The organism is Kosakonia sp. SMBL-WEM22 (genome assembly GCF_014490785.1).
Taxonomy (GTDB): domain Bacteria; phylum Pseudomonadota; class Gammaproteobacteria; order Enterobacterales; family Enterobacteriaceae; genus Kosakonia.
The window spans coordinates 4,041,340-4,054,292 of the sequence record NZ_CP051488.1; the positions used below are offsets into that span (position 1 = coordinate 4,041,340).

11 protein-coding genes are annotated in these 12,953 nt (G+C 57.6%); 5 read left to right on the forward strand and 6 right to left on the reverse strand.

What is annotated here, in order from left to right; translation table 11 throughout:
- Positions 1–134 precede the first annotated feature (134 nt).
- Complete coding sequence (locus HF650_RS19455; protein WP_187799991.1) at positions 135–332, forward strand: hypothetical protein; 198 nt, start codon at positions 135–137, stop codon at positions 330–332.
- 160 nt (positions 333–492) lie between these two features.
- Here the strand turns inward: HF650_RS19455 and ptsP are convergent, their stop codons facing one another.
- Together ptsP and rppH are read right to left on the reverse strand one after the other, a co-directional pair.
- Entirely contained in the window at positions 493–2,739 is a 2,247-nt protein-coding gene (gene ptsP, locus HF650_RS19460) for a phosphoenolpyruvate--protein phosphotransferase (protein ID WP_187799992.1), read from the reverse strand.
- A gap of 12 nt (positions 2,740–2,751) precedes the next feature.
- Positions 2,752–3,282 (reverse strand): RNA pyrophosphohydrolase, encoded by a 531-nt coding sequence (rppH, locus tag HF650_RS19465; protein ID WP_034813806.1) that lies wholly within the window; start codon positions 3,280–3,282, stop codon positions 2,752–2,754.
- Between the two features lie 680 nt (positions 3,283–3,962).
- On the opposite strand from rppH, the gene mutH reads away from it, so the two are divergent.
- From mutH to HF650_RS19480, 3 genes are all read left to right on the forward strand, one after another.
- Positions 3,963–4,655 (forward strand): DNA mismatch repair endonuclease MutH, encoded by a 693-nt coding sequence (gene mutH, locus HF650_RS19470; protein WP_187799993.1) that lies wholly within the window; start codon positions 3,963–3,965, stop codon positions 4,653–4,655.
- 197 nt (positions 4,656–4,852) lie between these two features.
- Positions 4,853–5,071, forward strand: a complete 219-nt coding sequence (locus HF650_RS19475; protein WP_023481134.1) for a YgdI/YgdR family lipoprotein — start codon at positions 4,853–4,855, stop codon at positions 5,069–5,071.
- A gap of 133 nt (positions 5,072–5,204) precedes the next feature.
- Positions 5,205–6,245: an NADP(H)-dependent aldo-keto reductase gene (locus HF650_RS19480; protein WP_187799994.1), complete on the forward strand. Its 1,041-nt coding sequence runs from the start codon at positions 5,205–5,207 to the stop codon at positions 6,243–6,245.
- A gap of 3 nt (positions 6,246–6,248) precedes the next feature.
- Here HF650_RS19480 and lplT read toward each other — a convergent pair whose 3' ends face one another.
- Together lplT and aas are read right to left on the reverse strand one after the other, a co-directional pair.
- Entirely contained in the window at positions 6,249–7,460 is a 1,212-nt protein-coding gene (lplT, locus tag HF650_RS19485; protein WP_187799995.1) for a lysophospholipid transporter LplT, read from the reverse strand.
- The gene (aas, locus tag HF650_RS19490; protein ID WP_187799996.1) at positions 7,435–9,594 is read right to left on the reverse strand and encodes a bifunctional acyl-ACP--phospholipid O-acyltransferase/long-chain-fatty-acid--ACP ligase; all 2,160 of its coding nucleotides are present in this window, start codon (positions 9,592–9,594) and stop codon (positions 7,435–7,437) included. Before aas ends, lplT begins: the two co-directional genes overlap by 26 nt.
- A 599-nt stretch (positions 9,595–10,193) precedes the next feature.
- Between aas and galR the strand changes: the two genes are divergently transcribed.
- The gene (gene galR / locus HF650_RS19495) at positions 10,194–11,204 is read left to right on the forward strand and encodes an HTH-type transcriptional regulator GalR (RefSeq protein WP_128482178.1); all 1,011 of its coding nucleotides are present in this window, start codon (positions 10,194–10,196) and stop codon (positions 11,202–11,204) included.
- A 513-nt stretch (positions 11,205–11,717) separates the two neighbouring features.
- Here the strand turns inward: galR and HF650_RS19500 are convergent.
- Together HF650_RS19500 and HF650_RS19505 are read right to left on the reverse strand one after the other, a co-directional pair.
- On the reverse strand, positions 11,718–12,167 hold the full coding sequence (locus HF650_RS19500; RefSeq protein ID WP_187799997.1) for a GNAT family N-acetyltransferase: 450 nt from the start codon (positions 12,165–12,167) through the stop codon (positions 11,718–11,720).
- Positions 12,164–12,937 (reverse strand): GntR family transcriptional regulator, encoded by a 774-nt coding sequence (locus tag HF650_RS19505; RefSeq protein ID WP_023481037.1) that lies wholly within the window; start codon positions 12,935–12,937, stop codon positions 12,164–12,166. Before HF650_RS19505 ends, HF650_RS19500 begins: the two co-directional genes overlap by 4 nt.
- Positions 12,938–12,953 lie beyond the last annotated feature (16 nt).

Below are 12,953 nucleotides of genomic sequence, written 5' to 3' on the forward strand. Positions count from 1 at the left end.
ATAAACGAAACGGCACAGGTTGAGGCTCTGAGCAGAACGCTTGCCGGATGGCGCTGACGCTTATCCGGCCTGGGAATGGCAAAGCCCGCTGCGGAGCCTCTGCCGGATGGCGCTGGCGCTTATCCGGCCTACGAATGGCAAAGCCCGCTGCGAAGCCTCTGCCGGATGGCGCTGGCGCTTATCCGGCCTACGAATGGCAAAGCCCGCTGCGGAACCTCTGCCGGATGGCGCTGGCGCTTATCCGGCCTGGGAACGGCAAAGCCCGCTGCGAAGCCTCTGCCGGATGGCGCTGGCGCTTATCCGGCCTACGAATGGCAAAGCACGGTGCGTAACTTCTGCCGGATGGCGCTGGCGCTTATCCGGCCTACAAAACAATGCTTATCCGTTCGACAACACAGGTCTGCCCTGGTAGGCCTGATAAGGCGAAGCCGCCATCAGGCATATCGCCTGCGGAGCAAAAAGGATGGCAGAGGAGGTTAAATAAATCGCCGCTTAAATCCCGCCGCGAATCAGCCCGCCGAGCCCGCGCCGCTCCATAAAGGCGGCAATCTGGTGGCGCACTTCCGTTGCCAGCTGCGACTCCAGCGCACGCTGCGCAAGTGTCTGCGCCTCCTCGCAATCAATACGCCGCAGCAGGTATTTGATACGCGCCACGGAGCGACCATTCATTGACAGGTGCCGGTATCCCATACCAATCAGCAGCGCGACGCACATTGGATCGCCGGCCATTTCGCCACACAAACAGAGATCGATACCCAGCCGTTCAGCTTCGCCTGCGATCATCGCCAGCGCGCGCAACACCGCCGGGTGCAGGCTGTCGTACATATTCGCTACACGCGTATTGTTACGATCGACGGCCAGAATGTACTGGGTTAAATCATTGGTACCGACAGAGATAAAATCGACGCGGTTAACGAGGTGCGACAGCATAAACACCATCGACGGCACTTCCAGCATCACGCCGATGCGCGGTTTCGGGATGGCATAACCAATCATCTCTTCCACTTCTCGCCCGGCCCGCTCTATCAGCCTGCGCGCTTCATCCACCTCATCGATGCTGGTGATCATCGGCAGCAGGATACTGAGGTTGCCGGTCGCGGCATTTGCCCGCAACATTGCGCGCACCTGAATCAGGAAGATCTCCGGCTGATCGAGAGTAATGCGAATGCCACGCCAGCCAAGACAGGGGTTCTCTTCGCTTATCGGCATATAGGGCAACTGCTTATCGGCCCCAACATCCAGCGTACGCAGCGTTACCGGCTTGTCGTTGAACATCTGCAACATGCCCTGATACTGCGCCACCTGCTCCTCTTCGGAGGGGAAGCCGCTTTGCAACATAAAGGGAATTTCGGTGCGGTAAAGCCCGATACCGTCGATCCGTTTACCCAGCTTCTCTTCATGAGCGGGGCTTAGGCCAGCGTTGAGCATCACTTTAACCCGCTCGCCGCTGTTTAAGCGGGCTTCGAGATTAACATCATCTTCGGCAAGACGGCTTAACTCATTCTCTTCCGTAATGAGACGCTGATACTCCTGCAGCAGTACCGGCTCAGGATCGACCAGCAGCTCGCCGCGATAACCATCGACAATCAGCGTCCGCCGATGCAGCGCTGAAGGCTGAATATCGGCTCCCATAACCGTAGGAATGCCCAGCGCGCGCACCATAATGGCGGCATGGGAGTTGGAGGCACCATCGCGCACCACCACGCCAGCCAGTCGGTCATGCGGCAACTCGGCAAGCGTCGTTGCAGAAAGTTCGTCTGCTACCAGCACAAAGCGTTCAGGCCAGCTATTCGGCCCCTGAATATTGTCATCGAGATGGAACAGCAGACGCTGACCGAGGGCGCGCAGATCGCCCGCGCGCTCTTTCAGGTAGCCATCACTGAGTGCGGCAAATTGCGCGGCAAAGCTCTCAATAACGGTTTTTACTGCCCATTCGGCGACCACACCGCGGTCGACCTCTTCAAACAGCTCGCGGCGCAGACGCGCATCGGAGAGCAGGTGCGAATAGAGATCAAAAATCGCCGCCGTCTCTTTTTGCGCCCCTGCGGAGAAACGTTTGCTGTAGCGACGAAACTCATTTGCCGCCTCTTCCAGCGCGGTGGTTAACCTTTCGCGCTCAAGGGAAGTATCCAGCGTTGAGGCTGGGTAAACCTGCTCCATCAATGGCAGCGTTTGATCCATCCACCCTTCGGCAATCGCCACGCCGGACGACGCAGGTAGCGCGCGAATGCGGGTCTGGCGATACTGACCAAACAGGGCGTTTAGCTGCGACTGGGAGAGAATGCCCGCCATCTGGGTGGCGAGAGTGACAAGGAAGGACTCTTCGCTCTCGTCGTACTGGCGAATTTCTCGCTGCTGCACCACCAGCACGCCAAGCAGCTGACGGCGCTGAATAATCGGCACGCCGAGGAAAGCGCGAAACCGCTCCTCTTTCACCGAGGGGATAAATTTAAAGCTGGGGTGCTTTTGCGCGTCAGCAAGGTTGATAGGCTCCGCCAGCCTGCCTACCAGGCCGACGATACCTTGATCGAATGCGAGCGTAACAGTGCGGCCGCGCGGCTTTTTCAAACCGCGCGTCGCCATAAGATAGAAACAGCGCCTGTCGTGATCTGCGAGATAGACCGAACACACTTCGGTTTCCATCGCCAGACAAACGTCGGTAACCAGTATCTCCAGCGCTTCGTTAAGACGTGGCGCGCTGGCAACTTTCTCAACAATCTCTCGCAGTCGGGTGAGCATAATGTGGGTGGCTTAACCTCGTTTCCGTCGCCAGGCAGGCGCGCTTTGCGGCTTCACAGGAGTCTCCTGAAGCGCCAGCACAGCGGCTGCAAACTCTTTCATCACCCGCCGGTAGACGTCGCGTTTAAACGACACAACCTGGCGAACAGGATACCAGTAGCTCACCCAACGCCAGCCATCAAACTCGGGTGTACTGCTGGTTTGCATATTGATATCGCTGTCGTTGCTCATCAACTGCAAAAGAAACCATTTCTGTTTCTGGCCGATGCAAACCGGCTTTGTGTCCCAACGCACCAAACGTTTCGGTAACTTGTAACGCAACCAGTTACGGGTAGAAGCAAGGATACGAACATCTTTACGACTTAAGCCCACTTCCTCGAACAGCTCCCGGTACATGGCCTGCTCCGGAGATTCTCCAGGATTGATTCCCCCCTGGGGAAACTGCCATGAGTGCTGTCCGAAGCGTTTGGCCCACATGACCTGACCCTGTCGATTACAGATTACGATTCCCACATTTGGGCGGTAGCCATCGTCATCAATCACCGGACTACCTCAAAATAAACCTGAATAAAGCGATTGTTTCACACTCCCGGAAAACGGTAAACCACTCTATGACAGGCAGATAAACGAATAACAATTGAATAACTCACAGTTATCATCACACTTATAAACAGCCGTAGCGAACCCCGAGGGGTTTTATTCACCTTTTCTGTGGATAGAGTTGTGAAGAAGTGTGGAATTACCCAGGGAAAACCCGGAGTAGTCTGAATAGTGACTTAAAATGCGTAAAAAATTACTCTCTTAATTTCATTGGTTTATTGCATAAAACAGACCGCCACACTGTTCTTTTGTGATACTCATCACATTTAAGATCCTGGCGTTGATGAAAGATCGAACAGAGCCGAATTTATCCACAGATTATGCCACTAAGTTAGGCACATTTTGTGCAAAAATTCGATTTTACGCCCGCGTCAAGGCTGTAAATGGAAACAGTAGTCGTGGTTATTCCCACTTATCCCACTTTTCTGTGGATAACAGGGTGTAAGATCCTGTTCATTGTCAGTGACCAGATTTGGAAAACCTCGCGGCCTGTTGCGCAACACAGGAAAAGCACTTGTAAATTAGCTTATAAATCATTGCATTGCTCTTTTTTCCCGGAACACGATAAACTTCCTGCGTGCGGTGGAAAACTGATGTCTATTTTTTAACCAAAAGGTTTTAGCATGTGTGTAATCACTCCTCTCACCGCTCCGCCGGAAACCGAAGCGCAGCTGCTGGCGCAGGCGCAGCGGCTGGCAGGCTATACGTTAGGCGAACTGGCTGAACTTGCCCGCATGCCGACGCCGCGCGATCTGAAACGCGACAAAGGGTGGATCGGTGTGCTGCTGGAGCGCTGGCTGGGCGCGAGCGCAGGCAGTAAGCCTGAGCAGGATTTTGCGGCGCTGGGCGTAGAGTTGAAAACCATCCCGATAGATCCGCAGGGCGGTCCGCTGGAAACCACCTTTGTCTGCGTGGCACCGCTGACCGGCAACACAGGAGTGGTGTGGGAGACCAGTCATGTCCGCCATAAGCTCAAGCGCGTTTTGTGGGTACCTGTCGAGGGATCGCGCACCATTCCCCTTGCTGAGCGTCGGGTAGGATCGCCGCTGCTCTGGAGCCCGGACGCCGATGAGGAGCTGCAGTTGCGCCAGGACTGGGAGGAGTTAATGGATCTGATCGTGCTCGGCCAGGTGACGCGCATCACCGCCCGTCATGGCGAAGTGCTACAGCTGCGCCCAAAAGCGGCAAACAGCAAAGCCTTAACCGAAGCCATTGGCGAGCACGGTGAGCCGATTCTGACGCTGCCGCGCGGTTTTTATCTGAAAAAGAACTTTACCCGCGCGCTGCTTGCGCGCCATTTCGCATTATCGACTTAGCCAGTTTTGAGCGGTTAAGCCATACGTTTCGCTGCGCAACAAAGCGCGGCTACGCTCAACGAAACGCACCGTTTTATAATGTGGCAATTGAAGTTTGCGCCCTCTTAGCAATAATTTTCAGATAATCCCGCTTTTTCATCGCATAAGGGCGCGTTATTACTACACTTCTGTGAGGAAAAGCCGAGAGGATACGAACAATGAAGAAGTGGGCAGTAATAATTTCTGCGGTCGGGCTGGCATGCGCGGTCAGCGGTTGCAGCAGTGACTACGTGATGTCGACCAAAGATGGCAGAATGATTCTGACGGACGGTAAGCCGCAGATTGATGATGACACCGGGCTGGTGAGCTATCACGACCAGCAGGGTAACAAAATGCAGATTAACCGCGATGACGTATCCCAGATTATTGAGCGCTAAAAATTCCCTATAAAGGTCAGTAACCTGCTGGCCTTTAATCCATTTTTTCCTTTCCCTTTTGCTTCCCCTCTGCCATGGTTATATTCCTTTGTCAGCTCAGCTGACGTGGCATGTTTGTTTAAGGAAGCCGGCTATGCACTATCACCGTATCCCCCACAGTTCGCTTGAAATAAGCACCCTCGGGCTGGGCACAATGACGTTTGGTGAACAAAACAGCGAAGCCGACGCCCATGCACAGCTTGATTACGCGGTCAGCCAGGGCATTAACCTGATTGATGTCGCAGAGATGTACCCTGTCCCGCCGCGCCCGGAAACCCAGGGTCTGACGGAGACCTACGTCGGCAACTGGCTGGCGAAGCGCAACAACCGCGAAAAACTGGTTATCGCCTCGAAAGTGAGCGGCCCGAGCCGCAACAGCGATAGCGGCATTCGCCCAAACCAGGCACTCGATCGCAAGAATATCCGCGCCGCGCTTGATGAGAGCCTAAAGCGCCTGCAAACCGATTATCTCGATCTCTACCAGGTTCACTGGCCGCAGCGCCAGACCAACTGCTTTGGCAAGCTGGGCTACAGCTGGGTGGAAAGCGCGCCGGTCATTACCTTACTGGAGACGCTGGAAGCCCTTACCGAGTGCCAGCGCGCCGGTAAAATCCGCTATATCGGCGTCTCTAACGAAACGGCGTTTGGTGTGATGCGCTATCTGCAACTGGCAGAAAAGCATGAGCTGCCGCGCATTGTGACGATCCAGAACCCCTACAGCTTGCTGAACCGTAGCTTTGAAGTGGGTCTGGCGGAAGTGAGCCAGTATGAGGGGGTTGAGCTGCTGGCCTACTCCTGCCTGGCGTTTGGTACGCTGACGGGTAAATACCTGAACGGGGCGAAACCGGCAGGCGCACGCAACACGCTGTTCAGCCGCTTTACCCGTTACAGCAGCGAGCAGTCGCAAAAAGCGGTAGCGGCGTATGTCGATATTGCGAAGCGACATAATCTCGATCCGGCGCAGATGGCGCTGGCCTTCGTTCGTCGTCAGCCCTTTGTCGCCAGCACCCTGCTGGGCGCGACGACGATGGAGCAGCTGAAAACGAACGTTGAGAGCATGCATCTTGATTTGAGCGATGAGGTGATTGCGGAGATCGAGGCGGTGCATCAGGTCTACACCTACCCCGCTCCGTAAAATTTACCGGCGGCGCTGCCAGATCCACAGCGCCGCAATCGCCAGCGCAAACAGCACCCCAAACCCGATCCCAGTGCCCACCACCGGCACGCCCACTTTGATGGCCAGTGAGTAGAGCCCCAGCATCAGCAGCATGGCGGTGTTTTCACCGAGGTTCTGCACTGCAATGGCGTTGCCCGCACCGACTGACTCCTTGCCAATCGCCTGTAATAGCGCGTTGAGCGGCACCACAAAGAAGCCACCGAGCACACCGATCAGCATCAGCACACCATAAGCAGGCAGCAGAGCGTGCTGTAGCGAGAAGATCACCACCGCGATACCAATCAACACGCCAGCCGGCATACAGCGTGAGACCTTCTCCAGCGTCACCAGCTTCGCCGCCAGCCCGGCACCGACCACAATGCCAACGGCAACCATCGCGTTGAGGTAGGTTGGCGTGGCGTTATCCGTCAGGCCGAGCGCCACCGGCACCCACAGCACCAGCAGGAAACGCAGCGTCACGCCCGCGCCCCAAAAAAGGCTGGTGCCCACCAGCGAGAAGCGGGTTTCCCCGTTCTGCCACAGGCTCTTACAGGCGCTGAAGAAGCTGGCGGTCATCGGTCCAAAGCGCCAGGAGCGCCCGGGGCGCGCCGCAGGCAGTTTCGGGATCAGCAGATTGGCCACCACCGCCCCGGCGTAGACCAGCGCACAAACGCCAACCGCCGCCAGCACATGCCTGTCGGCCAGTACGCCGCCCGCCACCGAGCCGATCAGGATCGCGGCAATGGTTGAGGACTCCATCAGGCCATTCGCCTTCACTAGCTTATCGCCAGTGGTGATCTCGCCGAGAATGCCATACTTCGCCGGGGAGTAAGCCGCTGCGCCAATGCCCACCAGCAGATAACCGACAAAGGGGTTAACCCCCACGCAGATGCTCGCCGCGCCCAGCAGTTTGAGGGCGTTGGCAACCATCATCACGCGCCCTTTGGCAAAGCTGTCAGCCACCTGACCGACAAAGGGTGCAAAAAGAATGTAAGCGCCCACAAACACCATTTGCAGAACGGGCTGGCTCCAGTCTGGGTAAAACTCCGCTTTCAACAGTGCCAGCGTGGCAAAGAGCAGTGCGTTGTCGCCAAATGCCGAGAGAAACTGGGCGGCAATCACCGCCATCATTCCTCGCGACAAGAGCGGAGAGTTAGCGCTCACTGACTCATGCGTGTTCGGTTTCTGCCTCATCCACCACTCCTTTCAGGGTCACGAAATCGGGCTTGCCGCTGCCCAGCACCGGCAGCTGTTTCAGGAAACGGATATCACGCGGGACGGCCAGCTCCGGTACGCCCTGTGCGCGCGCCTGCTGTTGCAGTTTGTCGCGCGTCAGTTCGCTGTCGGTGGTGAACATCACCAGCGCCTCGCCTTTGCTGGCATCGCTTTTCACCACGGTGGCGTGCATTTTCTCCGGCGAAACGGCCTGCGCCAGCTGCTCCACCATCTCCAGTGAGATCATCTCGCCTGCGATCTTGGCGAAGCGTTTTGCGCGGCCCTGGATCTGCACAAAGCCCTGCTCGTCGAAGCGCACGATATCGCCGGTGTCATACCAGCCCGGCTCCATCTCGCCGTTAATGTTTTCCGCCGTTGGCGCTTCCAGCACGCCGGGGTTTTCCACCCGCAGATAGCCGGTCATGATGTTTGGTCCTTTCAACTGCAGGCGACCGCCCTCTTCAATGCCCGGCACCGCCATTAAGCGCGCGTCCATGCCCGGCAGGATACGCCCGACGGTACCCGGTTTCGCCGCCATCGGTACGTTGATGGAGACCACCGGCGCGCATTCGGTCACGCCGTAGCCTTCCAGGATGCGCAGGCCAAACTTGTCCTGCCAGATCTGGCGAGTGCTCTCCTGCAATTTTTCTGCCCCGGCGACCACATAGCGCAGGCGGTAGAAATCATACGGATTGGCGAAGCGGGCGTAGTGACCGAGGAAGGTCGAGGTGCCGAACAGTACCGTGCAGTTACGATCATAGACCAGCTCCGGCACAATGCGGTAATGCAGCGGGCTGGGGTAGAGAAAGACCTGCGCGCCGGTAAAGAGCGGCGTCAGCAGGCCGACCGTCAGGCCGAAGGAGTGGAAAAGCGGCAGCGCCGACATAAAGCGGTCGTTGGCGGTGAAGTCGGCAATGGTGCGGATCTGCTCGACGTTCGCCAGCAGGCTCTTGTGGCTGTGCACCACCCCTTTCGGGTTGCCCTCGGAGCCGGAGGTAAAGAGAACCAGCGCCGGGTCTTCCGGTTTCTGCTCCACCTGCGCGCGGTGCGGCATTAGCAGATGGCGGAAAATCCACAGCTTATCTTCAAAGGTGACCTCGCCTTTCAGATCTTCGAGATAGACCCAGCGCACCTGGGTAAGCTGCTCCGGCAGATGCCACAGCTTGCCCTTATCCATAAAAGTGCGGGAGGTGAAGATGGTTTTGATTTGCGCGGCGGTAATCGCGCTGCTCATCCCTTTCACCCCGGCGGTGTAGTTCATCATCGCCGGAATGCGCCCGCGGGCGATGGCACCAAAGATCACCGCCGCGCTGATACCAGCGTTGGGCAGCATCAGGCCGATTTTCTCGCCCTGCGCGCTGTATTTATCGAGGATACGCGCCACAAAGAGAGTTTTGGTCAGCAGCTTACGGTAGCTGTCCGGCGTGAAGTTGATATCTTCCACGCAGGGCTTGCTGGCACCGTAGCGGTACTGGGCGCTAAGCAACGCTTCGAACAGCGTTTCGCGCGGTCGCACTGCCATGCGCGCTTCCATCATAATCTGGTGCAGCATTTCGCCCGCGATTTTGCGGCGGTCACGTGCGCGCGGCGCGTCCGGCATCGGCAGCTGTGTCGGCGGCAGAATATGCAGAGTAATGCGCGGGAAGAGGCGCTGTTTAACCAGCCCTTTAAGACGGCTGAAGAAGGTCAGCTCCGCGCCGTCAATGCGCAGCGGGATCACCGTTGCGCCCGATTTCGCGGCGACAAAACCGGCCCCTTCATAAATCTTCATCAGCGAGCCGGAAACGGAGATGCGCCCTTCAGGGAAGATCACCACCGGGCGGCCTTCGCCAATCAGGCGAACCAGATGCTTAACCGACATGGGCTTGGTCGGGTCGAGAGGCACAAAATCGATGATTTTGCTGACCCAGCGCATATACCACTGCTCGCTAATCGAGGTGTAGACCGCAAAGACCGGACGCCCGGGAAGGAACAGCGCCAGTAAGACGCCATCAATGAATGAGACATGATTGGGGGTGATTAATACCCGGTCGCCGTTTAAAGGCGCGGTATCGCCGGTCAGCTGTACACGGAACAAGACGCGAAACAGGCCGCGGAAAAAGCCCAGTAGCATTTCAACTCCTTTTGCCAGTCATTGAGGCATGTGATTCAGAGTCTGGCAGATTACATGAGAAGTGCGGAGGGATAAAACGCAGGCAAAAAAAAACCTGCGCGTCCGCGCAGGTTGGTGCAATCAATAAGTACGAAAAGCGTACTGAATAAATCACCAATCAATACCTCTGGGACGTTGATTGTCACCTGCGCCTGGGTGTGCTGCCAGCGGGAAAAAGCAAGAGAATGAGCCGAAGTGAAACGAGGTGTGTCGATTAGCGATTACTGTTACACGGCAGGATAAAAAAAACCTGCGCATCTGCGCAGGTTGGTGTAAGTCGAGTGTGCAACGTAGCGTTGCGCTCACCTATCAATACCTCTGGGATGAACAGAGTCGCACGGTCGCCCCGCCGACAACCAGCGCTCAATCGAAACAGGCTTTCGCAAAGTGTAAGTAAAGGTTCTCTATGTATGCATTTGCAACGCCGCGCATGTAACGTTTTCATGAGGTGCGCCGCGCTGGCTCACGTTTGCAAAGCGTGGTAGACGCGCCGCCTTGAACAGACGTCCCTTTTCCGTAACACTAACGGCAGTGTAAACGCTTACCCAGGAAGGTAGAGAATGGCGACGATTAAAGACGTTGCGCGGCTGGCCGGGGTCTCGGTCGCGACGGTGTCGCGCGTGATCAACAGCTCGCCGAAAGCCAGTGAAAACTCGCGCCAGGCGGTTCAGAGCGCGATGGACTCCCTCAATTACCACCCGAACGCCAACGCCCGCGCGCTGGCGCAGCAATCTACCGAGTCGGTGGGGCTGGTGGTGAGCGATGTATCCGATCCCTTTTTCGGCGCGATGGTGAAAGCCGTTGAGCAGGTCGCCTCCGCCACCGGCAATTTTCTGCTGATTGGCAACGGCTACCACGTGGAAGAGAAAGAGCGTAAAGCGATTGAACAGCTGATTCGCCATCGCTGCGCTGCGCTGGTGGTGCACGCCAAGGTGGTGCCGGACGAAGAGCTGGCGTCGCTGATGAAGCAGATCCCCGGCATGGTGCTGATTAACCGCATTCTGCCCGGCTTCGAGCAGCGCTGTGTGGCGCTCGACGACCGCTACGGCGCCTGGCTGGCGACGCGCCATCTGATCCAGCAGGGCCATACGCGCATTGGCTATCTCTGCTCCAACCATGAGATCTCCGACGCCGACGACCGTTTGCAGGGCTATTACGATGCGCTGAAAGAGAATGGCCTGCCGTGCAATGACCGGCTGGTGACCTTCGCCGAGCCGGACGAGAGCGGCGGCGAGCAGGCGATGACCGAGCTGCTCGGGCGCGGGCGTAACTTTACTGCCGTAGCCTGTTACAACGACTCGATGGCCGCAGGTGCCATGGGCGTGCTGAACGACAATGGGATTGATGTGCCGCGCGAGATTTCGCTGATTGGCTTTGATGATGTGCTGGTGTCGCGTTATGTGCGCCCACGACTGACCACGGTGCGTTATCCGATTGTGACGATGGCGACCCAGGCCGCCGAGCTGGCGCTGGCGCTGGCGGAAAACCGTCCGCTGCCGGAGATCACCCATCTCTTTAACCCAACGCTGGTGCGCCGCCATTCGGTGATTGCGCCGCCGGAGAGTTCATAAGGCGCACATTGCCGCTTAAACCGCCGGAAACACGTAGGCCGGATAAGCGGTACGCGCCATCCGGCATTATTATCGCGGCACCGATTGCCGGATGGCGGCTGCGCCTTATCCGGCCTACCAAAACGCGCCTACAGCAACATCGACGCTGTTTTTAGCTCAGATTTCACAGCGAGGGGTTATGTCCCCGCTGAAATCGGCGAGCCGAAGCGGGAATGACAAGGTCTGGACGCCATGGATGGCGGACAGAGGCGAACCGAGACAGGATGTCGAGTCGAGCCGGCCGTAGTCAGGCACGCGGGAGGTGAGCGCAGTGCGCAGCACCGATTTCCTTGCGGGGCCGCGGGGATTGATAAGGGGAGCGCGGCCGCTTCCCTTATCCCGTTCACCGCATAAGAGGTTAATGAAACTCCACCACGTATGGTGAACGGAACCCTTCCACCGAAGCCACATGCCGAAATGATTGCCGGATGGCGCTACGCTTATCCGGCCTACGCCGTTTCAGCGGCTAAACACTCAAAGCGCGATGCGATACAGATGCACGCTGGTATTCGGGTAATCGAGGCCATCCCCGATATACGCCCAGCCGAAACGCTCATAATAGTCGCGGAAGGCAGCGTAGAGGTGCAGCTGATCAAAGCCCATCCCTTTCGCCTGATCCATAACATGGCGCTGTAACTGCCCGGCCAGCCCCTGGCCGCGCGCACTCTCTTTTACATAGAGCGCAGCAAGCCATGGGTAAAGATCCTGGCGGCTGATCAAATCGCAGCGCCACAGCCCGACGGTGCCCAGCAGTTCATCGCCCTCCACCAGCACGTACGTCAGCGGCAGCTGCCCCGGTGTCTGGCTATGCGCAATGATGCTTGCGAAAAATGCCCGCGACAGCGAGTCACCAAACGCCTGCCACAGCCAGTCGGTCACCTGCTCCGCGTGCTGCGGTGCCTCATAAAGCGGCAGAATAGTCACATCAACTTCCCCTGAAAAATAGGTACTGACTCAAAGAGATAGCCGTCAAAATCCGGCGCGTCTTCGTCCGACAGCTCAAGCAGACTCTTTTTGACGTTTTCGAGATGCTGCCACATCGCCTGCCAGGCCCCCATCACGTCGCGGCGGCGCAGCGCGGCCAGCAGGGTTTGCCGGTCGCCGAGCCACTTCAGGCGGTAGGCGCGGCTGGCGATATGCACGTTGAACTGCTGCCACAGCGGGCTGCTGTCCATGTGGTGCCAGATGCTCTCGACCGTTGCCAGCAGCATCTGGTTTTGCGACGCCCCCGCCAGCACCAGGTGGAACATTTTGCTGTTGTCCTGCGAGGTGTCGTTGAGGGCGATGGCGCGCTGCTCCTGCTCGAGGATGCGCCGAAGATTGTCGATATCCGCCCGCGTCGCCATTTTGGCGGCAAAGGCGGCGATATTGCTCTCCAGCAGCTGGCGCGCCTGGAGGATCTCAAACGGGCCAACGTCGCTGCTTAAAAAGCGCTCCTCTTCGTTTTCATGCGCCTGAGGAATACGCATCACATAGACGCCGGAGCCCTGGCGGATATCCACCGTCCCCTGCAGCTCCAGCATCAACAAGGCTTCGCGCACGATGGTACGGCTGACGCCATACTTCTCGGCGATATTGCGCTCCGGCGGCAAGCGCGAGCCAACGGGATAGTGACCCTCGATGATCTGCTCACGCAGATCGTCGCCAATCTCCTGGTACTGTTTTTTCTCCGGCGGGACGACGGCCTTCTCCACGATATCACCTGCACTT

Bases quoted from the DNA above. Each gene is read 5' to 3' on its own strand.
- mutH (WP_187799993.1), top strand. From the start codon at position 3,963: ATGTGTGTAATCACTCCTCTCACCGCTCCGCCGGAAACCGAAGCGCAG.
- ptsP (WP_187799992.1), bottom strand. From the start codon at position 2,739: ATGCTCACCCGACTGCGAGAGATTGTTGAGAAAGTTGCCAGCGCGCCA.
- HF650_RS19480 (WP_187799994.1), top strand. From the start codon at position 5,205: ATGCACTATCACCGTATCCCCCACAGTTCGCTTGAAATAAGCACCCTC.
- lplT (WP_187799995.1), bottom strand. From the start codon at position 7,460: ATGAGGCAGAAACCGAACACGCATGAGTCAGTGAGCGCTAACTCTCCG.
- aas (WP_187799996.1), bottom strand. From the start codon at position 9,594: ATGCTACTGGGCTTTTTCCGCGGCCTGTTTCGCGTCTTGTTCCGTGTA.
- HF650_RS19475 (WP_023481134.1), top strand. From the start codon at position 4,853: ATGAAGAAGTGGGCAGTAATAATTTCTGCGGTCGGGCTGGCATGCGCG.
- HF650_RS19455 (WP_187799991.1), top strand. From the start codon at position 135: ATGGCAAAGCCCGCTGCGAAGCCTCTGCCGGATGGCGCTGGCGCTTAT.
- galR (WP_128482178.1), top strand. From the start codon at position 10,194: ATGGCGACGATTAAAGACGTTGCGCGGCTGGCCGGGGTCTCGGTCGCG.